24 protein-coding genes are annotated in these 21,026 nt (G+C 71.2%); 13 read left to right on the plus strand and 11 right to left on the minus strand.

Annotated elements, in window-relative coordinates:
* Window positions 1-99: 99 nt before the first annotated feature.
* From NDW01_RS00005 to truB, 4 genes are all read left to right on the plus strand, one after another.
* The gene (locus tag NDW01_RS00005; RefSeq protein WP_252777414.1) at window positions 100-399 is read left to right on the plus strand and encodes a DUF503 domain-containing protein; all 300 of its coding nucleotides are present in this window, start codon (window positions 100-102) and stop codon (window positions 397-399) included.
* 70 nt (window positions 400-469) lie between these two features.
* Window positions 470-952 (plus strand): 30S ribosome-binding factor RbfA, encoded by a 483-nt coding sequence (rbfA, locus tag NDW01_RS00010; protein ID WP_252815308.1) that lies wholly within the window; start codon window positions 470-472, stop codon window positions 950-952.
* Window positions 949-1,977, plus strand: a complete 1,029-nt coding sequence (locus NDW01_RS00015) for a DHH family phosphoesterase (protein WP_252815311.1) — start codon at window positions 949-951, stop codon at window positions 1,975-1,977. The genes rbfA and NDW01_RS00015 overlap by 4 nt, the downstream gene beginning before the upstream one ends.
* Window positions 1,974-2,840, plus strand: a complete 867-nt coding sequence (gene truB, locus NDW01_RS00020) for a tRNA pseudouridine(55) synthase TruB (protein WP_252815313.1) — start codon at window positions 1,974-1,976, stop codon at window positions 2,838-2,840. The genes NDW01_RS00015 and truB overlap by 4 nt, the downstream gene beginning before the upstream one ends.
* 85 nt (window positions 2,841-2,925) lie before the next feature.
* Here the strand turns inward: truB and NDW01_RS00025 are convergent, their stop codons facing one another.
* Window positions 2,926-3,465: a CGNR zinc finger domain-containing protein gene (locus NDW01_RS00025; protein ID WP_252815315.1), complete on the minus strand. Its 540-nt coding sequence runs from the start codon at window positions 3,463-3,465 to the stop codon at window positions 2,926-2,928.
* Window positions 3,466-3,550: 85 nt separating this feature from the next.
* Between NDW01_RS00025 and NDW01_RS00030 the strand changes: the two genes are divergently transcribed.
* Complete coding sequence (locus NDW01_RS00030) at window positions 3,551-3,706, plus strand: hypothetical protein (protein ID WP_252815317.1); 156 nt, start codon at window positions 3,551-3,553, stop codon at window positions 3,704-3,706.
* On the opposite strand, the gene NDW01_RS00035 is transcribed toward NDW01_RS00030, so the two are convergent.
* Window positions 3,703-5,100, minus strand: a complete 1,398-nt coding sequence (locus NDW01_RS00035) for an ArnT family glycosyltransferase (RefSeq protein WP_252815319.1) — start codon at window positions 5,098-5,100, stop codon at window positions 3,703-3,705. The two genes, NDW01_RS00030 and NDW01_RS00035, sit on opposite strands and share 4 nt — an antisense overlap.
* Window positions 5,101-5,176: 76 nt before the next feature.
* On the opposite strand from NDW01_RS00035, the gene NDW01_RS00040 reads away from it, so the two are divergent.
* The 6 genes from NDW01_RS00040 (at window position 5,177) to NDW01_RS00065 (ending at window position 12,482) form a co-directional block, all read left to right on the plus strand.
* Complete coding sequence (locus NDW01_RS00040) at window positions 5,177-6,145, plus strand: bifunctional riboflavin kinase/FAD synthetase (protein WP_252815321.1); 969 nt, start codon at window positions 5,177-5,179, stop codon at window positions 6,143-6,145.
* A 245-nt stretch (window positions 6,146-6,390) separates the two neighbouring features.
* Complete coding sequence (gene rpsO, locus NDW01_RS00045; RefSeq protein ID WP_252815323.1) at window positions 6,391-6,660, plus strand: 30S ribosomal protein S15; 270 nt, start codon at window positions 6,391-6,393, stop codon at window positions 6,658-6,660.
* Window positions 6,661-6,873: 213 nt separating this feature from the next.
* Window positions 6,874-9,222, plus strand: a complete 2,349-nt coding sequence (locus NDW01_RS00050; RefSeq protein ID WP_252815325.1) for a polyribonucleotide nucleotidyltransferase — start codon at window positions 6,874-6,876, stop codon at window positions 9,220-9,222.
* On the plus strand, window positions 9,219-10,547 hold the full coding sequence (locus NDW01_RS00055) for a M16 family metallopeptidase (RefSeq protein WP_252815327.1): 1,329 nt from the start codon (window positions 9,219-9,221) through the stop codon (window positions 10,545-10,547). Before NDW01_RS00050 ends, NDW01_RS00055 begins: the two co-directional genes overlap by 4 nt.
* Before the next feature lie 351 nt (window positions 10,548-10,898).
* Complete coding sequence (locus tag NDW01_RS00060; RefSeq protein WP_252815329.1) at window positions 10,899-12,239, plus strand: WD40 repeat domain-containing protein; 1,341 nt, start codon at window positions 10,899-10,901, stop codon at window positions 12,237-12,239.
* A 57-nt stretch (window positions 12,240-12,296) separates the two neighbouring features.
* Entirely contained in the window at window positions 12,297-12,482 is a 186-nt protein-coding gene (locus NDW01_RS00065; RefSeq protein WP_252815330.1) for a hypothetical protein, read from the plus strand.
* A 229-nt stretch (window positions 12,483-12,711) separates the two neighbouring features.
* On the opposite strand, the gene NDW01_RS00070 is transcribed toward NDW01_RS00065, so the two are convergent.
* Genes NDW01_RS00070 through NDW01_RS43630 form a run of 3 tightly spaced genes read right to left on the minus strand, consistent with a single transcriptional unit; the run spans window position 12,712 to window position 13,420 of the window.
* Window positions 12,712-13,047, minus strand: a complete 336-nt coding sequence (locus NDW01_RS00070) for a helix-turn-helix domain-containing protein (RefSeq protein WP_252815332.1) — start codon at window positions 13,045-13,047, stop codon at window positions 12,712-12,714.
* On the minus strand, window positions 13,044-13,208 hold the full coding sequence (locus tag NDW01_RS43625; protein WP_308211639.1) for a type II toxin-antitoxin system RelE/ParE family toxin: 165 nt from the start codon (window positions 13,206-13,208) through the stop codon (window positions 13,044-13,046). The genes NDW01_RS00070 and NDW01_RS43625 overlap by 4 nt, the downstream gene beginning before the upstream one ends.
* On the minus strand, window positions 13,160-13,420 hold the full coding sequence (locus NDW01_RS43630) for a type II toxin-antitoxin system RelE/ParE family toxin (RefSeq protein ID WP_308211640.1): 261 nt from the start codon (window positions 13,418-13,420) through the stop codon (window positions 13,160-13,162). Before NDW01_RS43630 ends, NDW01_RS43625 begins: the two co-directional genes overlap by 49 nt.
* Window positions 13,421-13,535: 115 nt before the next feature.
* On the opposite strand from NDW01_RS43630, the gene dapB reads away from it, so the two are divergent.
* A complete protein-coding gene (gene dapB / locus NDW01_RS00080) occupies window positions 13,536-14,273 on the plus strand; it encodes a 4-hydroxy-tetrahydrodipicolinate reductase (protein WP_252815341.1) in 738 nt (245 codons plus the stop codon).
* A gap of 778 nt (window positions 14,274-15,051) precedes the next feature.
* Here dapB and NDW01_RS00085 read toward each other — a convergent pair.
* Window positions 15,052-15,786, minus strand: a complete 735-nt coding sequence (locus NDW01_RS00085) for a hypothetical protein (protein WP_252815343.1) — start codon at window positions 15,784-15,786, stop codon at window positions 15,052-15,054.
* Between the two features lie 195 nt (window positions 15,787-15,981).
* Here NDW01_RS00085 and NDW01_RS00090 point away from each other — a divergent pair, with 195 nt between their 5' ends.
* The gene (locus NDW01_RS00090) at window positions 15,982-17,172 is read left to right on the plus strand and encodes a PP2C family protein-serine/threonine phosphatase (RefSeq protein WP_252815344.1); all 1,191 of its coding nucleotides are present in this window, start codon (window positions 15,982-15,984) and stop codon (window positions 17,170-17,172) included.
* A 9-nt stretch (window positions 17,173-17,181) separates the two neighbouring features.
* Here the strand turns inward: NDW01_RS00090 and modA (NDW01_RS00095) are convergent, their stop codons facing one another.
* From modA (NDW01_RS00095) to NDW01_RS00115, 5 genes are all read right to left on the minus strand, one after another.
* Complete coding sequence (gene modA / locus NDW01_RS00095; RefSeq protein ID WP_252815347.1) at window positions 17,182-17,928, minus strand: molybdate ABC transporter substrate-binding protein; 747 nt, start codon at window positions 17,926-17,928, stop codon at window positions 17,182-17,184.
* Between the two features lie 77 nt (window positions 17,929-18,005).
* Complete coding sequence (locus tag NDW01_RS00100) at window positions 18,006-19,040, minus strand: ABC transporter ATP-binding protein (RefSeq protein WP_252815349.1); 1,035 nt, start codon at window positions 19,038-19,040, stop codon at window positions 18,006-18,008.
* Window positions 19,037-19,792, minus strand: a complete 756-nt coding sequence (gene modB / locus NDW01_RS00105) for a molybdate ABC transporter permease subunit (protein ID WP_252817302.1) — start codon at window positions 19,790-19,792, stop codon at window positions 19,037-19,039. Before modB ends, NDW01_RS00100 begins: the two co-directional genes overlap by 4 nt.
* A gap of 17 nt (window positions 19,793-19,809) precedes the next feature.
* Window positions 19,810-20,595, minus strand: coding sequence for a molybdate ABC transporter substrate-binding protein (gene modA, locus NDW01_RS00110; RefSeq protein ID WP_252815352.1), 786 nt, complete (start codon window positions 20,593-20,595; stop codon window positions 19,810-19,812).
* A complete protein-coding gene (locus NDW01_RS00115; protein ID WP_252776710.1) occupies window positions 20,592-20,978 on the minus strand; it encodes a TOBE domain-containing protein in 387 nt (128 codons plus the stop codon). The genes modA (NDW01_RS00110) and NDW01_RS00115 overlap by 4 nt, the downstream gene beginning before the upstream one ends.
* Window positions 20,979-21,026: the final 48 nt, after the last annotated feature.

The raw sequence follows: 21,026 nt of genomic DNA on the forward strand, positions 1-21,026 counted from the left end.
GGCGGCGGGCGCCTCCCCCCCCCCCCACCTCGCTGTCGGCCCGTTCCCCTAGAGTGGCTGAATGCGGACGACCGGAACGGATCGCGCGGGGTGACCGTTGTGTATGTGGGATCGCTGACTCTGGACCTGCTGCTCGGCGACGTACGCTCGCTGAAGCAGAAGCGTTCCGTCGTCCGCCCGATCGTCGCCGAGGTGCGACGGCGCTTCCCGGCGGTCGCGGCGGCCGAGACCGGTCACCTCGACCTCCACCGGCGGGCGGAGATCGGTGTCGCGGTCGTGTCCGCCACGGCGGGCAACTGCGTCGAGGTCCTCGAGGCCTGCGAGCGTCTCGTCGCCGGGCGGCCGGAGGTCGAGCTCCTGGCCGCCAGGCAGCGGCTCTTCAACGAAGAAGAGTCCTGACCGGCGTTCGCGAGGCATCGGTGAGCGCACGCCCGGCCGCCTGCGGCGGCCGAACGAACATGGAGGAACTGTGACCGACCCCGCGCGGGCTCGAAAGCTCGCCGATCGCATTCAGCAGATCGTCGCGGAGATGCTGGAGCGGCGGATCAAGGATCCGCGGCTCGGCTTCGTCACCGTGACGGACACCCGGCTGACCAACGACCTGCGGGACGCGACGGTCTACTACACGGTGTACGGCAGCGACGCCGAGCGCGCCGACAGCGCCGCGGCGCTGGAGAGCGCCAAGGGCGTCATCCGCTCGGAGGTGGGCAAGCGCACCGGTGTGCGGCACACGCCCAGCCTGACCTTCGTCCCGGACGCGTTGCCGGAGAACGCCCGGCAGATCGACGATCTGCTCGCCAAGGCGCGCGCCGCCGACGAGCGGGTCGCCAAAGTGGCCGAGAACGCCCGGCCCGCCGGTGACGCCAACCCCTACCGGGAGACGCCGGTTCCGAGGGATGTTGACGAAACCGACGGCGACGGTGGCGACGACGCGGGATACTCCCGGTCGTGAACTCCGCGCCGGGTAAGGTCCCAGCCATCGCCGCCGACGAGTGGGCGAGGGCGGTCGACGCGATTCAGCGGACCGACGAGGTGTGCCTCGCCTGCCACATCTCCCCGGACGGCGACGCGCTGGGGTCGATGCTGGCGTTCGCGCAGGCGCTGCGCGCGCTGGGCAAGCCGTTCACGGCCTCGTTCGGCGACGCGTTCGTCGTGCCGCGGATCCTGCGGTTCCTGCCCGGCCTCGACCTGCTCACCGACCCGGCGGACTTCCCCGCCGAGCCGGACGTGATGATCACGTTCGACGCGGCCGGCAGCGACCGCCTCGGCACGCTCGCCGCCAACGCGGGCAAGGCCGGGGAGCTGATCGTCGTGGACCACCACGCGTCGAACACCCGGTTCGGCACCACGCACCTGGTCGACCCCGGCGCGGCGGCCACCGCCGTGCTGGCCGAGCGGCTCATCGACCTGCTGGGCGTGCCGCTCACGCACGACATCGCGCTCGGCCTGTACGTCGGGCTGGTCACCGACACCGGCTCGTTCAAGTACCGCTCCACGACGCCGGAGGTCCACGCCCTCGCGCAGCGGCTGCTGGCGACGGGCATCCGGCCCGAGCGGGTCGCGCGGGAGGTGTGGGACCGCGCCCCCTTCGGCTACCTGCCCGTCCTGGCCGCCGCCCTGGGCCGGGCCCGGCTGGAGCCCGACGTCGCGAACGGCCTCGGCATGGTCTGGACGACCGTGACCCGCGCCGACCGCGCCGCCCACGGCCTCCCGTACGACCTGCTCGAAGGCGTCATCGACGTCGTCCGCCGGACCGACGAGGCGGAGGTCGCCGTCGTCTTCAAGGAGGACGACGAGGGCGCCTGGCAGGTGTCCACGCGGTCCAAGGGCCGTGTCGACGTCGGACTGGCCTGTGTGGCCCTCGGCGGCGGGGGTCACCCGACGGCCGCCGGATTCACCCTGCACGGCGACGTGGAGCCGGCCGTCGCCCGGCTGCGCGGGCTCCTGACCGAGATCGAGGTAGCGGCACGCCCATGAACGGACTTGTCATCGTCGACAAGCCGGCCGGCTGGACCTCCCACGACGTGGTGGGCAAGCTGCGCCGGCTGGCGGGCACCCGCCGCGTCGGGCACGCCGGAACACTCGACCCCATGGCGACCGGCGTCCTGGTCATCGGGGTGGAGAAGGCCACCCGGCTGCTCGGGCACCTGGCGCTGACCGAGAAGACCTACGAGGCGGTCATCCGCCTCGGGCAGTCCACCAACACCGACGACGCCGAGGGCGAGCCCACCGCCGCCGCCTCCGCGGCGGAGGTGACCGAGGACGCCGTACGCAACGCCGTCGTCGACCTGACCGGGCCGATCGAGCAGATCCCCCCGCAGGTCAGCGCCATCAAGGTGAACGGCAAGCGGGCGTACAAGCGGGCGCGGGCCGGCGAGGAGGTCGAGCTCAAGGCGCGACCCGTCACCGTGTACGAGTTCGGGCTCGGCGAGTTCCGCCGTGAGGGCGACCTGCTCGACGTCACCGCGACGATCACCTGCTCCAGCGGCACCTACATCCGGGCGCTCGCCCGCGACCTGGGGACGGCCCTGGGAGTCGGCGGCCACCTGACCGCGCTGCGCCGCACCCGTGTCGGCCCGTACGACCTGTCGATGGCGCACACGGTGGAGCAGCTCACCGAGAAGCTCACCGTGCTGCCGATGGAGGAGGCCGTGGCCGCCGCGTTCCCCCGGATGAACGTCTCGGAGGACGACGCGCGCAAGGTCGCGCACGGCGGCGCGCTGGCCGCCATGGGGCTCGGCCAGGGCCCGATCGGGGTCTTCGCCCCCGACGGCACGCTGCTGGCCCTCGTCGAGGAGCACGGCCCGGTCGCCAAGCCCCTCGCCGTCTTCGTCTCCTGAGCGGACGCCCGCCGGCCGGGTCCCTTGGCCGTCCGTTCCCTGAGCGGGCGTCGGTGCCTTTCGGCCGTCCCGCGCCCTGCGCCCCTCAGGCCCCGGTGCGGCGGCGGGCGCGGTAGGCGGCGACGTTCGTACGGTTGGCGCAGGCGTCGGAGCAGAAGCGCCGCCGTCCGCCCCGCGAGTCGTCGGCGTAGACCCGGTCGCAGTCGGCGGCGGCGCACACGCCGATCCGGTCGAGGCCGTGGTCGCACAGCAGTTCGGCGAGGTTCATCAGCGTCGTCGCGCGGACCCGGTGCGCCAGCTCCACCTCGGGCGGCGCGTAGTGGACGTGCAGCCCCAACGCGTCGTGGTCGGCCAGGTGCGGGTGCATCGGCACGTCGGACAGCAGCCCGTTGAGCAGGGCGACGGCCGCGTCGAGGCTCTCGGCCTCGAAGAAGGAGCGCAGCGTCCGTGCCCACGGCCGCAGCTCCGCCGCGGTCGCCGGGGTGAAGCTCTGCACGAAGAACCCGTGCTCGGCGAGGACCGCCCGCAGCGCCTCGTCGCCGTCGTCCCCGTCGCGGCCGGTGACCGCGTTGACGAGCGCGGCGGCCGCCCCCACGCCGTGGCTCTTGTAGCCCGTGATCCGCATTGCCGCATTTTCCCGTATGTGAGAGGCTGTAAGTGTCTTCTCAATCTAAAGGCTTACACGACGCGACGCATAGGCGGAATCCCCGGTGAGTGACTGCTCCACCTGCGGCTGGCCCGACTCCGACGTCTACGAGGTGCTGTCCCGGCACCTCACCTCCGAGGGCGTGGTGACCTACAGCCGGTGCGTCTGCGGCGAGATCCAGGTCCGCCTGCGCCCGTACGCCGCCGACCGCCCTCTCTAAGAGAGCCGCTTCAGCTGCGGCCACAGGCGGTCCCAGGGCACACGCTGCCCCCGGCAGATCCAGATCGGCTGTCCCTGTTCCTCGTTGTCGATCCGTACGCCGTCGTCGACCCGCCCGGCGACCTGGACGTCCGACCAGTACCGGGTGAGCTGATCGCGGTCCGCCGGCACGACGATCACCGGGGCGCCGTCGTCCGCCGGCCGGCCGAGGTACCACAGGCCGTTCTGGCCGCCGTAGGCCTTCGGCAGCCCGTACGCCCCGCCGTACCGGTCGATCGCCCCGGCGACGCCATTGTCCCCGGCCAGGATCACGTATCCGGGCCGGTACACCTTCGCCACCGCCGCCGTGAGCGCCGGCCAGCCGACGGTCTCGCGGGCGTCGTAGCTGATCGCGGCCTCCGGCGTCGCGTGCAGGGTCCGCAGCGGATAGACCGGCAGCAGCACGCCGGCGGTCGTGAGCGGCACCACGCCGAACATGACCCACCGGAGCCGCCATCGCTCGGCCGCCTGCGCGCCGGCCGCCCACAGCGCCGGATAGGCGCCCATCATGTAGTAATGCTTCCCGCCGGTGATCAGGAAGACGACCAGGAGGAGGCCGTACGCCCAGACGAACAGCCGCCACGGCCCGCGCCAGAGGCGTAACAGCCCGGCGATCCAGATCGGCGCGGTGAAGATCCCCGTGTCGATCAGCTGCCAGGGCAGGAAGCCGAGCCGGCCGCCGTCGGTGCCCTTGGCCGCGATGACCCGTCCCATCGTCACCTGCGGCCAGCCGTGCCGGGCCTGCCACCACAGTCCCGGCAGCGCGGCGAGCACGGCCACCGCCGCGCCGGCGTAGAGCAGCGGGCGCCGCAGGATCTCCCGGGGACCGGCCAGCAGCACCCCGATCAACAGTGCGGCGAGGAAGGACACGATCAGGAACTTGACCTGCAGCGCGACGGCGGCGACGAGGCCGACGCCCAGCAGCAGACGGTCGTCCCGGACCCGTACCCACCGGGCCACCAGAAACGTGACCGCCGTCCACGCCACGACGTCGAAGATGGTGGGCTGCATGAGGTGCCCGCCGAGCGCCAGGGCGGGCGTGACCGCCCAGGCCAGCGCGGCGACCGTCTGAGCGCGCGGGCCGCCGCCCATCTCCCGGGCGGTCAGCGCGGTCAGCACGACGCCCGCCATGAACGCCAGGGCCGCGGGCAGGCGCAGCAGCACCAGCGAGTTTCCGGCGACGGCCGCGTACAGCGGGACGAGCGGGGGTTGATCGGGGTACCCCCACGCGGGATGCGCGCCGACGGCGCGGAAGTAGAGTTCGTCGCGGTGATAGCCGTACCGGGCGCTCAGCGCGGTCAGGACGACGCCGGCCGCGACGCTGACGGCCAGTACGGGTCTCCAGGCGAAGGGCATGGCCCGATCATGAGCCGGAACCTCGCCGCTGTCACCGGTGTGGCAGGCTTTAGACGACCGCGAAAGGGGTGGACAGGTGCGACGCTGGCATGGCCTCGACGAGGTTCCCGCCGACTGGGGCAGGTCCGTCGTCACCATCGGGGTGTTCGACGGGGTTCACCGAGGACACCAGCGCATCGTCGCCCGGGCCTCGGAGTTCGCCCGCGAGCTCGAGCTGCCGGCCGTGGTGATCACCTTCGATCCGCACCCGGACGAGGTCGTGCGCCCCGGCACGCACCCGCCGCTGCTGTGCTCGCCGAAGCGGCGCGCCGAGTTGCTGGCGGGCCTCGGGGCCGACGCCGTGATGATCCTGCCGTTCACGCTGGAGCTGTCGCGGATGGGACCGGACGAGTTCGTCCAGTCGGTGCTCGTCGACCGGCTGCACGCGGCCCGCGTCGTCGTGGGGGAGGACTTCCGGTTCGGCCACAAGGCGCGCGGCGACGTCGCCCTGCTGCGCGAGCTCGGCGACAAGTACGACTTCGAGGCGGAGGGCGTCCCGCTGGTCGCCAACGGCGAGCCGATCTCCTCGACGCGGATCCGCGAGCGGCTCTCCGCCGGGGACGTCGACGGCGCGGCGCAGCTGCTCGGCCGTCCGCACCGGGTGGAGGGCGTCGTCGTACGCGGCGCGCGGCGCGGCCGTGAGCTGGGCTTCCCGACCGCCAACCTGGAGTTGCCGCCGCACACGGCCATCCCGAGCGACGGCGTGTACGCCGGCCACCTCAACTGCGCCGGTTACGGGCAGGCCCGGGGCGACGACTCGGCCGGGTTCCCGGACGCCTGCTGGCCGGCGGCGATCTCCATCGGCACGAACCCGACGTTCGAGGGGGAGGAGCGCACGGTCGAGGCGTACGCCCTGGACCGCGACGACCTCGACCTGTACGGCGAGCACGTGAGCGTCGACTTCACGGCCCGGCTGCGCGACACGCTGAAGTTCGACTCGATCGAGTCGCTGGTCGAGCAGATGCGCCGCGACGTCGACCGCGCCCGGGAGATCACCGGTTCCTGACGGGACGGGGGCCGGGGGCCGGGGGAACATCCCGGCGTACGCCCGCGTTAGCGTGATTGACGGGCTGCCCGGCATGACGTGGTACCGTGATTTGCCGCTGGGGAAGTGACCGGTAGTAGTCGGCTGCCCCGCGCAGGGCGAGACGGCTCTACCCGAGTCGCCGCCCCTCCACCCGGGAGACTGTGGGTACGCATGGTTCCCGGGTGTGTCCCACACGATCGCGTACCCGAACGAGAAGGAGAGCCGTGTCGCTGGACACCGCCACCAAGAAGCAGATCATGACCGAGTACGCCACCGTCGAGGGTGACACCGGGTCGCCCGAGGTCCAGGTCGCGCTGCTCACCAAGCGGATCAACGAGCTCACCGAGCACCTGAAGACCCACAAGCACGACCACCACAGCCGTCGTGGCCTGCTTCTGATGGTCGGCCGCCGCCGCCGTCTTCTGGGATATCTGCAGAAGAAGGACATCAACCGGTACCGGCAGCTGATCGAGCGTCTCGGCCTCCGCCGATAACGTCCGGGAGGGAGCGGCGCATGCCGCTCCCTCTCTTCGTATAACTCAACAGAACCCGCGGCCTGCCCCGTACGGTGCGCCGGGCGCCGGTCCTCGGTAGTGGCCCTCGGATCACGGATCCGACGGCTTCGATCGAAGACCGGCACCTCTTACCAGAGCGCCGCACCTCCGGGTACGCGTGCGGGTTCGCCCAACCCGAGGAGGTTTCACATCGTGGATGGTGTGAAGAGCGCCGAAGCCGTCATCGACAACGGCAAGTTCGGCGAACGCAAGATTCGATTCGAGACGGGCCGACTCGCCCGTCAGGCGTCCGGTTCGGCCGTCGCCTACCTCGACGACGAGACGATGGTGCTGTCCGCCACGACGGCGTCGAAGAAGCCGAAGGAGAACCTCGACTTCTTCCCGCTCACCGTCGACGTCGAGGAGCGCATGTACGCCGCCGGGCGCATCCCCGGCTCGTTCTTCCGCCGCGAGGGCCGGCCGAGCGAGGACGCGATCCTCACCTGCCGACTGATCGACCGGCCGCTGCGCCCCTCGTTCAAGAAGGGCCTGCGCAACGAGATCCAGGTCGTCGAGACGATCCTGGCCCTGCACCCGGACCACCTGTACGACGTCGTCGCGATCAACGCCGCGTCCATGTCGACGCAGCTCGCGGGCCTGCCGTTCTCCGGCCCGATCGGCGGCGTGCGCGTCGCGCTGATCGAGGGCCAGTGGGTGGCGTTCCCGACCCACTCGGAGCTGGCGAACGCCACGTTCGACATGGTCGTCGCGGGCCGCGTGCTCGAGGACGGCGACGTTGCGATCATGATGGTCGAGGCCGAGTCGACGCCGGGCACGCTCAAGCTCATCGCCGACGGCGCCGTGGCGCCGACCGAGGAGACGGTCGCGGAGGGCCTGGAGGCCGCCAAGCCGTTCATCAAGGTGCTCTGCCAGGCGCAGAGCCGGCTCGCCGAGGAGGCGGCCAAGGAGACGGCCGAGTACCCGATCTTCCTGGACTACCAGGACGACGTGTACGCCGCCGTGGAGGCCGCCGTCCGCACCGAGCTGGCCCAGGCGCTGACGATCGCCGGCAAGCAGGAGCGCGAGGCCGAGCTCGACCGCGTCAAGGCCCTCGCCGCCGAGAAGGTCGGCCCGGACTTCGTCGAGCGCGAGAAGGAGATCGGCGCGGCGTTCCGCGCGCTGACCAAGAAGCTCGTGCGTGAGCGGGTCATCACGGAGAAGGTCCGCATCGACGGCCGCGGCGTGAAGGACATCCGCCAGCTGACCGCCGAGGTCGGCGTCGTGCCGCGCGTGCACGGCTCGGCGCTGTTCGAGCGCGGTGAGACCCAGATCCTGGGTGTGACGACGCTGAACATGCTCCGCATGGAGCAGATGATCGACACGCTCAACCCGGAGCGCACCAAGCGCTACATGCACAACTACAACTTCCCGCCGTACTCCACCGGGGAGACCGGCCGCGTCGGCTCGCCGAAGCGGCGGGAGATCGGGCACGGCGCCCTCGCCGAGCGCGCCCTGATCCCGGTGCTGCCGACCCGCGAGGAGTTCCCGTACGCCATCCGGCAGGTCTCGGAGGCGGTCGGCTCCAACGGCTCCACCTCGATGGGCTCCGTCTGCGCCAGCACGATGTCGCTGCTGTCGGCCGGCGTCCCGCTGAAGCAGATGGTCGCCGGCATCGCGATGGGCCTGATCAACGAGGGCGACGAGTACGTCACGCTGACCGACATCCTCGGTGCCGAGGACGCCTTCGGCGACATGGACTTCAAGGTCGCCGGCACCCGTGACGTGATCACCGCGCTGCAGCTCGACACCAAGCTCGACGGCATCCCGGCGAACGTCCTGGCCGCCGCGCTCAAGCAGGCCAAGGGCGCCCGGCTGGCGATCCTCGATGTCATGCAGGAGGCCATCGAGGCCCCCGGCGAGATGAGCCCGAACGCGCCGCGGATCATCACGATCAAGGTCCCGGTCGACAAGATCGGCGAGGTCATCGGCCCCAAGGGCAAGATGATCAACTCGATCCAGGACGACACCGGCGCCGAGATCACCATCGAGGACGACGGCACGATCTACGTCGGCGCCACCGACGGCCCGTCCGCCGAGGCAGCGCGGCAGGCGATCAACTCGATCGCCAACCCGCACATGCCGGAGGTCGGCGAGCGCTACCTCGGCACCGTGGTGAAGACCACCACGTTCGGCGCCTTCGTGTCGCTGCTGCCCGGCAAGGACGGCCTGCTGCACATCTCCCAGATCCGCAAGCTGCACGGCGGCGGCCGGATCGAGAACATCGACGACGTCATCAAGGTCGGCGACAAGATCCAGGTCGAGGTCACCGAGATCGACGCCCGCGGCAAGCTGTCGCTGGCGCCGGTCGAGGTCGTCGAGCAGGAGGCCGCGGCCGCCGAGGCGGGCGGCTCCGACGACGAGGCGGCCGCCCCTGAGGGGGACGGCGCCCAGGCCGAGCGCCCGGAGCGCCGCGAGAGCCGCGACGGAGGCGAGCGCCCCCGCCGGCGCCGCACCCGGAGCGGCGGCAGCAACAACCGTGGCGACAGCGACCGCAACTCATGACGCTGCTCGCCAGGGAACAGGAGCCCGGCTCCACCTTCGTCGTTCACCCCGGCGCCGACGGCGCCGGGGTGGTCCGGCGGACCGTCCTGCCGGGCGGGCTTCGCATCGTCACCGAGACCGTCCCCACCGTGCGTTCGGTGGCCTTCGGCATCTGGGCCGGGGTCGGGTCGCGTGACGAGTCGATCGAGGACGCCGGCGCGAGCCACTATCTCGAGCACCTGCTCTTCAAGGGCACCCGTAAGCGCACCGCGCTGGAGATCTCCTCGCTGATGGACGCGGCGGGCGGCGAGATGAACGCCTTCACCGCCAAGGAGTACACCTGCTACTACGCGCGGGTGCTCGACTCCGACATGCCGCTGGCCATCGACGTCGTCTCCGACATGGTGACGAACTCCCTCATCGAGCCGCAGGACGTCGACGCCGAACGCGGGGTGATCCTCGAAGAGATCGCCATGCACGACGACGACCCCACCGACGCCGTGCACGACGAGTTCTCCGCCGCGCTGTTCGGCGACACCCCGCTGGGCCGGCCGATCCTCGGCACGGTCGAGTCGATCGGCGGGATCGGCCGGGACCGCATCGCGCGGTACTACCGGGAGCGCTACGTCCCGCAGAACCTCGTCGTCGCGGCCGCCGGCAACGTCGACCACGACGAGGTCGTGCGCCTGGTGCAGGCGGCGTTCGAAGGCGTCCTCGGGGACACCGCGCAGCTGCCCAGCGCCCCGCGCATCGGCGGACCGGGCGCGTCCCCGGCGTCGGGCGTACGCTCGATCGTCCGCCCGACCGAGCAGGCCAACCTCATCCTCGGCACGGTCGGCATCACCCGCGTCGACGAGCGCCGCTTCGCCCTCGGCGTGCTCAACGCCGCGCTGGGCGGCGGGATGTCCTCCCGCCTGTTCCAGGAGATCCGGGAGAAGCGCGGGCTCGCGTACTCGGTGTACAGCTACAACTCCCAGTACGCCGACACCGGCATCTTCGGGGTGTACGCCGGATGCCTGCCCGCCAAGGTCGACGAGGTCCTCGAGATCTGCCGCGACGAGGTCGCCAAGGTGGCCGAGCACGGCATCACCGAGGAGGAGCTCGAGCGCGGCAAGGGCCAGCTGCGCGGCTCGTTCGTGCTGGGCCTGGAGGACACCGGGTCGCGGATGAGCCGCATCGGCAAGAGCGAGCTGGTCTACGACAGCCTGCTCTCGGTCGACGACATCCTGGGCCGCATCGAGGCCGTCACGCTGGACGACGTCCGTACGGTCGGCCGCGAGATCCTGGGCCGCCCGATGACGATGACCGTCATCGGCCCGTTCGAGGGCCGCGACTTCACCCTCTGACGGCCGACCGCCGGAAGGCCTTGACGACGCCCAGCAGTCCGCTGAGGAGATCAGCGGCGGACTGCTGGGCGTTCGCCTGGGCGGCTACCCTGGCGGACGTCCGGCAGCGGGGAGGGCACGTTCCAGGCCGCCATCATCCGAGATGATGAGGCGACCTAGGCCCTCGTACGCGTCATGGCCAGGTCCGGCGCCCTACAGCGAGGACGAACAGCGGTGCTTCGTGGACGGCGTACGGGCCGGGGAGTCGGACGATCTGATTCGATTGTTCCGGTTGTGCCTCCTGACCGCGGTCCCAACGGCTCGCACATCAGTGCGAGCTTTGGCTTCGGGCCGGCTTCTTACAGTTCCGAGGTGGAGCTGCTGGCCGGCGCGTGGGATGCCGGTGGCGGTTGGGTCTGGAACGCGGTCACCGGGGAGATCGTTCGAGCTTTCGCGCGGTCGAGTGCACGCCTCGGTCGCGTGGCCTTCGCCCCGGGAGGCGCCGCCGTCGCCGCGATGACGCAGGATGGAGCGCTGCTGATCTGGCGGGAAGGCGGAGCCGATGTAGTGATCCCCTCTCTGGGCATGGACGTGACGATGGCCTGGAGCCCTGATGGATCGAGGATCGCGACGGGAGACCCGGAAGGGGTCATCGCGGTATACGACGCGGTCTCCGGGGAGCGCGTCCGAGGGTTCCGGACAGGCCCACCCGGTAGGCCCTTTGATCATGCCGTCCGTGCGATGGCCTGGCGTCCGTGTGGTTCGGCGATCGCGGTGGCGGACGGTTCCGGGTACATCAGGCTATGGAGCCTGGACACGGCTACGTCGGAACAGTTGACGATGACCCCCTCGCCGGTCTACTCGATGTCGTTCAGCCGGGACGGTCACCACGTGGGAGCCGCCGGGCAACACGGATACGCGGCGATCCTTGAGACCGGTGCCGAGCGGGCCATGGTCACTCTCGTCGGACATGTCGATACGCTCGCAGCCACCGCGTTCTCCCGTAACGGCAGAATCTTCGCGACGGGGGGCAGGGACCGTACAGTCCGCGTGTGGGATGTGCGGACCGGCGAACTCAAGAATGTCTGCTCTGGGCTCAAGGCGCAGATATTCGCGATCGGCTTCACCTCCGATGACACGCGGCTCGTCGCCGCTGACGGAGACGGCTCGATCGCCAGATGGGACTTGGGCTCGGACAGTCTGGTGTCGGTCGTCCAACGATCGGCTCCCGGTCCCCAGAGGCCTCCTGCCCAGGTTCACGAGCCCTTGGCGCCGTGGTGTCGGATGGTCGAGAAGATCCGCTGGAGCGACCTACGCTGCGGCTGCGGCAACAGCGGCGCCCACCTCCCCACGGCCCTCGCCGGCCTGCTGTCCGCTCGAGCCGGCCGGGAGCCGAGCGGCCGCGGTCTCGCCGGTCACATCGAAGAGCAGGGCATGCTGTTCGAGGTCGCGGTCTCCGTTACGAAGGTGCTTCTCATCGCACTGGAAGGAGACCTGCCCGCAGCCTCCCGCCGTACGGTGCTGTCCTTGTTGCTCGACATGGTCTCCGGAGAGTCACACTATTCGGAGGCGCGGAGCGGGAGGCCGGACCTCGAAATCGAATGCCAGCGGATTGTGAGTGAACGAGTCGAAGTATTGCACCGTGAGCTTCGAGAGGAGACCGTTCCAGGCGGCTCTGCTTATGCGTCCGAGATTCTACGGTACGTGCAATAGGGGCGCGACACGTGAATCGCTTCGGGAGCCGCGGGTGTCCACCTTGGGAGGGGTTACGTGGAATCCAGCAGTGACGACAACATGGCTTCGCTCCTGATGAAAGGTGCCAGCGCCGTCTATCTACACGAAGCATCGATAATTCTTCTCGAGCGCAATGACTTCTGGTTGCGGCAGGAAGAATTCTTGCGATTCATTGAAGATCGCTGCCAGCGTCGCGGGGCACTATGGGGTCTTCTTGTATGACGTTGTTCAGGGTCTCAGCCGAGACACTGTTAAGTATGTCGCCGAAGCGATCATGTATGCGGACGGATTCCTGGGGTCGGTTGCTGATCCTCGCCCCTAATGCGGCGGCACTATGCCAAGGTGCCGGGCCCGCGAATCGACATGGCAAGGTAGGGTGACACGTTTCCGTTTCAGAGCAGGACGGTGGCGGCGTCCCGATTCTTCCGGATTGAACGCCGTCTGCGGTCGGTTAGGCGGCGTGGGTATCGGCACCACGCAGGATGTAGAGGTCGTCGCCAAAGACGGCGGAAATCTGGATCTGCCCGCCGAGTGCCTGGACATAGCGTGCGATGGTCTCGACGGTGGAGACCTCACCTCGTTCGATCTGTGACACTCGACTCTTGGTCACACCCATCTTCTCGGCGACGTCGGTTTGCGACAGGCCGAGCGTCTTGCGGCGTTCCGCAAGGCGGTGACCATCAATGTAGGCCTGATTGCGTTTGCGTGCCTCGGTCACGCCCTGTTCGCCGCCGGCTCCGGCGACGACGTCGGCACGTACGTCACTCCACTTCGGAAAGTTCGTCATCGATGTTCCTCCTCGACCTGGCGTTCCTTCAGATACTCCGCGTAGAGGTCTTCGGCGCGAGGGATCGCGTGTCTGTACCAACCAGACCAGTTTCCGGACTTATCCCCGCCTATCAGGACGATCGCCGAGCGCCATGGGTCGAACGCGAAAAGGATCCGAATCCCGGTGCGGCCCGCCGAACCGGGCGCAGCTCTTTGAGCTTGTGGATGCGGGACCCCTCTAACCGGTCGACGAGCGGTCGGCCCAGGCTGGGGCCTGCCTCGGCCAGTCGGTCGATGGCGTCGACGACCTGGGCCTTTGACCGGTCGTCCAGGGCGTTGATCCAGGCGAGCAGCTCGTTGGTGACGCGGATCTGCCGAGAAGTGTAGCAAATGCTTTACCTGTGATCCTTCGGTGCCGCTACAAGAGTTTCGGACGGGATGAGCGGCGAAGCGCAAGGTCCGGGGCTCGGCGATAGGCTCGGCTGGGCTATCGGACGGGAGGACGTCGTGATCAAAGTCGGAGTGCTGGGGGCGCGCGGGCGCGTCGGGGCGGAGCTGTGCCGGGCGGTCGAGGCGGCGGAGGACCTGGAGCTGGTCGCGGCGGTGGACGCCGGCGACGACCGGGCGCCGCTCGAGGCCGCGGAGGTCGCCATCGACTTCACGCATCCCGACGCGGTCATGGACAACCTGCGCTGGCTGATCGAGCACGGCGTGCACGCCGTCGTGGGCACGACCGGGTTCGACGAGGAGCGGCTCGCGACGGTGCGCGGGTGGCTGGGGGAGCGACCGGGTGCGAACATCCTGATCGCCCCCAACTTCGCCGTCGGCGCGGTGCTGATGATGAGCTTCGCGCAGAAGGCAGCCCCGTTCTTCGACTCGGTGGAGATCGTCGAGCTGCACCACCCGAACAAGGCGGACGCCCCCAGCGGCACCGCCCGCCGCACCGCCGAGCTGATCACGGCCGCGCGGGAGAAGGCCGGGGTCGGTCCCTCGCCGGACGCGACCACGACCGGCCTGGAGGGAGCGCGCGGTGCCGACGTGGACGGCGTCCACGTGCACGCCGTTCGTCTCGCCGGGCTGATCGCGCACCAGGAGGTGCTGCTGGGCGGGCACGGCGAGACGCTGACGATCCGGCACGACTCGCTGAGCCGCGAGTCGTTCAGCCCCGGCGTGCTCCTCGCCGTCCGCCGCGTCGCCGAGCTCCCGGGCCTGACGATCGGCATCGATTCCCTGCTGGGCGTCTGATTCGTCGTCGGCTGAGCCCCGACCCTCCGACCCGGGCCGGGGCTCAGCCGTGCCGATGGGGGTGCCCTCAGCGGACAACGTCGAGGATCGTGGTGCCGTCGGCGACCACGATCCTCGGCACTGACGGCGGCCCCAGCCACCGTCGCCCAGGTCTCCGCCCAGGTCTCCGCGCAGCTCAGACGTTGCCGTCGGCGTTGCTGGGCCGAACGCGACGATCCGGACACCTCGCCTCTACATCGGCGGCAACTTGGCGACGGCGGCGGCGAAGTGGCCGCGCCGGCGGTGAGATCGCGGCGGCGGTGAGGTTACGGCGGCGGTGAGGTTACGGCGGCGGCGACATGACAAGAGTGGCGGCAAAGCCGACCACGCCGGCGGCGAGCCGGCCACAACGGCGGCAAGCGGACCTTGGCGTCGGCGTTGCCGGGCGTAAGACGGCAATCCGGGTACTCCGCCGCCACGTCGACTGCGAACTGGCAAGGGCGACGGTGAAGCGACCACGTCGGCGGCACGCCGGCATGGCACTGGCGACGACAACCCCGCCGCACCAAGGGCGAGCCGACCACGGCGGCGAATCCGCCTCGCCTCGGCGACCCTGCTTCGCCCGGCGGCCTGCCTCGCCCTCGCGAACTCGCTTCGCTTCGGCGGACCCGCCTTACTCCGGCGGCCTGCCTCGCCCTCGCGAACTCGCTTCGCTTCGGCGGACCCGCCTTACTCCGGCGGCCTGCCTCGCCCTCGTGAATCCGCTTCGCTTCGGCGGACCCGCCTTAGTCCGGCGGCCTCAGGCGTTCAGGCGGGTCAGCACGCTCTCGATCACGGCGTGGACCGACTCGCGGGAGCCTCGGCGGAGGTAGGCGCGGACGCGGCCCAGGACGTCGACGCGGGTTCCGTGGCCCAGGCCCGCGCGAAGGTGCAGCGGGCCGGAGCGGCCCGGCGGGCCGTACCACCAGGCGGCGTCGCGCGTGTGCCGCCGCAGGACCTCGCCCGCGTACGCTCCGGCGAGCACGATCAGATCCCCGTCGCTGAACTTCTCGTCCTCGTCGTCGGCGCGCAGACCGTGCAGGCGCCGCCGCTCCTCCAGGGCGTCGTCCACGAGTGCGAGGGACTCGATCGAGCCGTCCAACCCGTTCGCGGCGGCGAACGCCGCCGCGTTCGCGCCCTGCAGGGCTCCGATGTCCGGCGTGCCGTCGAGCAGGTTGGGGTGGCGGGCCGGGCGCCCCTTGGCCGGGCGGGGGCGCGACGGGCTGCCGATCGTCGCGGCGATGTCGCGGTCCCACAGGAACTGCAGCACGCTCTCGGGCGGTTCGCCGGTGCTGTGGACCAGGACGGTGGAGCGGTGTCCCTCGCCGCCGATCCGCTCGGCGTGCGCGAGCGCACCGGCCACCTTGATCATCAACTGGACGTACTCCAGGGCCTCGCGGTCGGGCACCCAGTCGTCCGCCACGAGCCACAGCCCCTGGTCGCCGCCGGGGGAACCGGTCACAAGGTCGACGCTGTCGAGGTCGGCGAGGCCCACAGGATGAACTCCGTACGGGGGAAGTGTTCGCTGCGGCGAACATTGTCGCGCCGTTGGGCATCCGTGTGCACTTCGACCCGCCGCGCACCCCATACTCGCGTGATCCTGGGCCCGCGGCCGTGCCGTTTACCGCTGCAGCGGCCGGGGTAGGCGTCCCACGAGATGGATAGGCTGGTGGGAGAGGTCCTCTCGCGAGTGCTGAACCGATCGCATCTGCTCCGGCCGGGGTTCACCGCGAAGATCATCTCCGATGAGGCGCGTCCGCTGGGGGTCCGGGACGCCACGGTCTACCTCGCCGACCTCGAGCAGGAGAACCTGCGGTCGATGCCGCGGGTGGACGGCCGGATCGTGCCGACGCTGGCGATCGACTCGACCCTCGCCGGGCGGAGCTACCGGGCGCTCAAGGTGCAGTACGGCCCGCCGGACGAGGACGGGCTGTACCACGTGTGGCTGCCGCTGATGGACGGCAGCGAACGGATGGGCGTGCTGGAACTCGTCGTCGGGGACACCGACGAGGAGACGCTGAACTGGTGCCGGGCGCTCGCCTCGCTGGCGGGCCTCATGATCGTCAGCAAGAGTCACTACAGCGACATCCACGCCCAGGTCCGGCGGAGCCAGCGGATGGCGTTGCAGGCCGAGATGGTGTGGGCGTTCATGGCGCCGCCGATGTTCGCCACCGACGACTTCGTCGTCGCCTGTGCGCTCAGGCCGATGTACGGGGTGGGCGGTGACGCCTACGACTTCTCGTTGCTCGGCGACCATCTGCAGGTCATGATCCTGGACGCGGTCGGGCACGACCTCGCGTCCGGGCTGATCGCCAGCGTCGCGCTGGCCAGTTGCCGCAACACCCGCCGTGCCGGCGGGGACCTCGGCGCCATGGTGGCGTACGCGGACCACGCGATCGCCAGCCAGTTCGGCCGTTCGCGGTTCGCGACGGCGCTGCTGTGCGACCTCGACGTCGAGACCGGCCTGTTCAGCTGGATTCCCTGCGGCCACCCGCCGCCGCTGCTGATCCGGGAGAACAAGGTCGTCAAGGAGCTCTTCCACCGGCCGCGGCTTCCCCTGGGCCTGGTGAGCGAGGGGGAGGGCCCGAGCTTCGACGAGAGCCCGCCCCTCTACACCGAGCAGCTCCAGCCACGGGACCGCCTGCTGCTCTACACCGACGGCGTCGTCGAGGCGCGGGCCGCCGACGGGAGTCTGTTCGGCGTGCGGCGCCTCAGCGACTTCGTCATCCGGCACAGCGCGGCCGGTATCCCGGCCCCGGAGACGCTGCGCCGCCTCAACCGCGCCGTCATCGACTTCCAGCACGGCCGGCTGGGCGATGACGCCACCACCGTGCTCGTGCAGTGGCGTCCCGAGGACCTGCGGCCGACGTTCGAGTTCTGACCCGGACTCTCAGGGGGTCGGGAAGCCGTACTTGCGGAGGATCGCCGTCGCGGTGGAGGAGCGGAGCCAGGCGACGAAGTCCTTCGCGGCCTCCTCGTGGGCGCTCGCGCGCAGCGCGGCGGCGAAGTAGGTCGCGGTGACGTTCTGCTGGGCCGGGATCGGCACGCTGGTCGCCGCGATGCCCGCCGACCGCATGTCGGTGACGTAGACGATGCCCGCGTCGGCCGCGCCCGTACGGACGCGGGTGAGCACGGTGCGGGCGTCGGCCTCCTCCGACCGCGGCCGTACGACGACGCCCGCCTTGGCCAGGACCTGGGCGGCGTACCGTCCCACCGGCACGATCGGGCCGCCCAGGACCACGCGCAGCCGACGATCGGCGAGGGAGGCGAGGCCCTGAACGTGCCGGGGGTTGCCGGGCGCGACGGCGATGGTCATGGAGTTGTAGGCGAACGCGCGCCGGCCGGTGACCCGGTCGGCGACGGTGTCCATGGACGCCTGGTCCGCGGTCGCCAGCACGTCGGCGGGCTCCCGCTCCTCGACGTCCATCGCCAGGTCCTGCGAGCCCGCGAACTCGAACCGCACGGTCACGTTCCTGGCGGCCGCGCCGTACGCCGTGCCGAGCTCCTCGAACGCCTCGGTCAGCGACGAGGCGGCCAGGACGTTCAGGGTGATCCGCTCGTCGCCGGAGGCGATGCCACAGCCGGACAGCGCCAGCGCGACCGCGGCCAGCGCGGCGACACGGGGCATGGGGGGCATGCGCGCTACTTTAGGGCGACCCATCCGCCATTACCGGGCACAACGCGCCGTCGGCGCAGATATCGGCGTCTCGTGGTTCAGGCCGGATACGCGTGCGTCTCGGTGGCCTTGACCGCCGCCCAGACGCGGTCGCCCTCGGCGAGGCGGAGTTCGGCGAGCGCGGCGGGCGTCACGTCGGCGGCGGCCGGCACGGGTCCCTCCAGGTGGACCCGGATCTGGTCCGCGTGGGGTTCGATGCCGCCGACGGTCGCCTCCCAGAGGTTGCGCGGGCTGCCGTCGGGGCGCGTACGGAACAGCGCGACCGCCGATGGGGGGAAGGCCAGGAAGACCTCACCGTCCAGGGCCTCGGCGGTGTTGAAGGTGACGGCGTCGCCGGGCAGAACGACGGAGTGGCCGCCGGCCGTCCCCCGGTAGAGGTTGAGGCCGACGAGCCGGGCGACGTAGTCGGTCCGCGGGTGCCGGGCGACGTGGGCGGGCGTCCCCTCCTGGACGACGGCGCCGTTCTCGATGACCACGAGCCGGTCGGCCAGCGCCATGGCGTCGAGGGCGTCGTGCGTGACGAGGACGGCCACGCCGTCGAAGGCGGCGAGGTGGCGGCGCAGTCCGGCGCGTACGGTCAGGCGGGTGTGCGCGTCGAGCGCGGACAGCGGTTCGTCGAGCAGCAGGAGCCGGGGCCGTACGGCCAGCGCGCGGGCGAGCGCGACGCGCTGCGCCTGCCCGCCCGACAGCGTGCGGGGCCGGCGGGCCGCCTGGTCGGAGAGGCCCACGCGCTCCAGCCACTCCGCCGCCAGCCGGCGGGCCTCCCTCCGGCCGACGCCCTGGCAGCGGGGGCCGAACGCGACGTTCTCCAGGGCGGACAGGTGTGGGAACAGCAGGTAGTCCTGGAAGACGACGCCGACGGCGCGGCGCTCGGCGGGCCGGTCGTGCCACGGCTCGCCATCGACGTGGAGGTGGCCCTCCGACAGCGGGGTCAGGCCGGCGAGCGCGCGCAGCGCGGTGGTCTTCCCGGCGCCGTTGGGGCCCAGCAGCGCCACGACCTCGCCGGGCGCGGCGGTGAGCGCCAGGTCGAGGGTGAAGGCCGCGCGCCGTACGACCAGCCGAGCGTCGATCACGACACCCACCGCCCCCGCAGTCCGGCCAGGACGACGACCGAGACGGCCAGCAGCACGAGGCTGAGCACGATGGCGGCCTGTGGGTCGTTCTCCAGGGCGAGGTAGACGGCCAGCGGCATCGTCTGGGTACGGCCGGGGAGGTTGCCGGCGAACGTGATCGTGGCGCCGAACTCGCCGAGCGCCCGTGCCCAGCACAGCACCGCTCCGGCGCCGACCCCGGGCGCGATCAGGGGCAGCGTGACGCGCCGGAACGTCGTCCACCGCGATGCGCCGAGCGTGGCGGCGGCGTCCTCGTAGCGCAGGTCGGCCGCGCGCACCGCGCCCTCCACGCTGATCACGAGGAACGGCAGGGCCACGAACGCCTCCGCCAGCACCACGCCCGCGGTCGTGAACGGCAGCGTCAGGCCGAACCAGCGGTCCAGCCAGTGCCCCACCAGGCCGTTGCGGCCGAGCGCCAGGAGCAGCGCCACGCCGCCGACGACCGGGGGGAGCACCAGGGGCACGGTGACGAGGGCGCGCACGAGCCGCCGGCCGGGGAAGTCGATCCGCGCCAGCACCCAGGCCAGCGGGACTCCCAGGAGCAGGCAGAGCAGCGTGGCGAGCGTCGCGCTGAGCAGGGACAGCCGGAGGGCGTCGAGGATCTCGGGCCGGGCCAGGCGGGTGCCGAGCGTCGACCACGGCGCGCGCACCAGCAGGCCGAGGAGCGGCAGGACGAGGAAGGCGAGCCCGATCAGGGCGGGCAGCACCAGCATCCACGGCGCCCGCCGGTTCACGGTTTCTCGAACCCCGCCTGCTGCAGCGTCGCCTGGCCCTGGGGGGAGAGCACCGACTGGACGAACTCCCCGGCGAGACCGGGCTGGGGCGCCTTGGTGAGCGCGGCGATCGGGTAGTCGTTGATCGCCTGGGCGGCCTCCGGGAAGTCGATGCCCCGGACCTGCCCGGCGGCCGCCTTGACGTCCGTGCGGTAGACGAGGGCGGCGTCCGCCTCGTTCAGCCGGACCTTCGTGAGGGCGGCCTTGACGTCCTGCTCCTGGGAGACCGGCCTGACGGTGAGCCCAGCGGCCTTGAGCGCCTTGAGCGCCGCCGCGCCGCAGGGCACCTGCGGGGCGCAGAGCACGACCTTCGTCTTCGGGTTCGCCAGGTCCCTGAGCGACGTGACCTTGCCGGAGGCGCCCTTCGGGACCGCGATCTCCAGGCGGTTGCGCGCGAACACGCGCGGCGCCGAGGCCCCGCCCGCGTCGGTGACCTGCTTCATCGTGGCGGGGCTGGCCGCGGCGAACACGTCCGCCGGGGCGCCCTGGTCGATCTGCTGCGCCAGGGCCGAACTGCCGCCGAAGTTGAACTTGACCTTGACACCGGGGTGGCTCGCCTCGAACGTCCTGCCGAGGGCGGTGAACGACTCGGTGAGGGAGGCGGCGGCGAAGACGACGACGGTCCGTGTGCCGCTCTTCGTGTCGGTGCCTTTCTCGACCCCCTTGTTGCCGCAGCCGGCCGCGAGGGCGGCCGCCAGCCCGGCGATCGAGGCGATCCGGAGCGTGGCGCGGTGGCTTCTCATTGGGGCAGCTCCACGACGACGTTGGTGGACTTGATGACCCCCACGGCGACCACGCCGGGCTCCAGGCCGAGCTCGTCGGCCGCCTCCCGGCTCATGAGGGAGACGACGCGGAACGGCCCGGCCTGGATCTCGACCTGCGCCATGACGCCGTCGCGTACGACCTCGGTGACGATGCCGCGCAGCCGGTTGCGGGCCGAGGACGGCACCGTGCCGCCCCGGTCGGCGGGGGAGCGGACGAAGGCCGCCAGGTCCGCTCCCGAGACGATCCGGTGGCCCTGCTCGTCGCGCCGGGCCGGCAGTCTCTCCGAGTCGATCCACCGTCGCACCGTGTCGGCGCTGACGCCGAGCAGGGACGCGACCTCACTGATCCGGAACGCCGTCACGCGGATCAGTGTAACCCTCGCGGATGCGGGTAACCGCTCCGATATCCG

Source organism: Actinoallomurus soli (assembly GCF_024055715.1).
Taxonomy (GTDB): Bacteria; Actinomycetota; Actinomycetes; order Streptosporangiales; family Streptosporangiaceae; genus Actinoallomurus; species Actinoallomurus soli.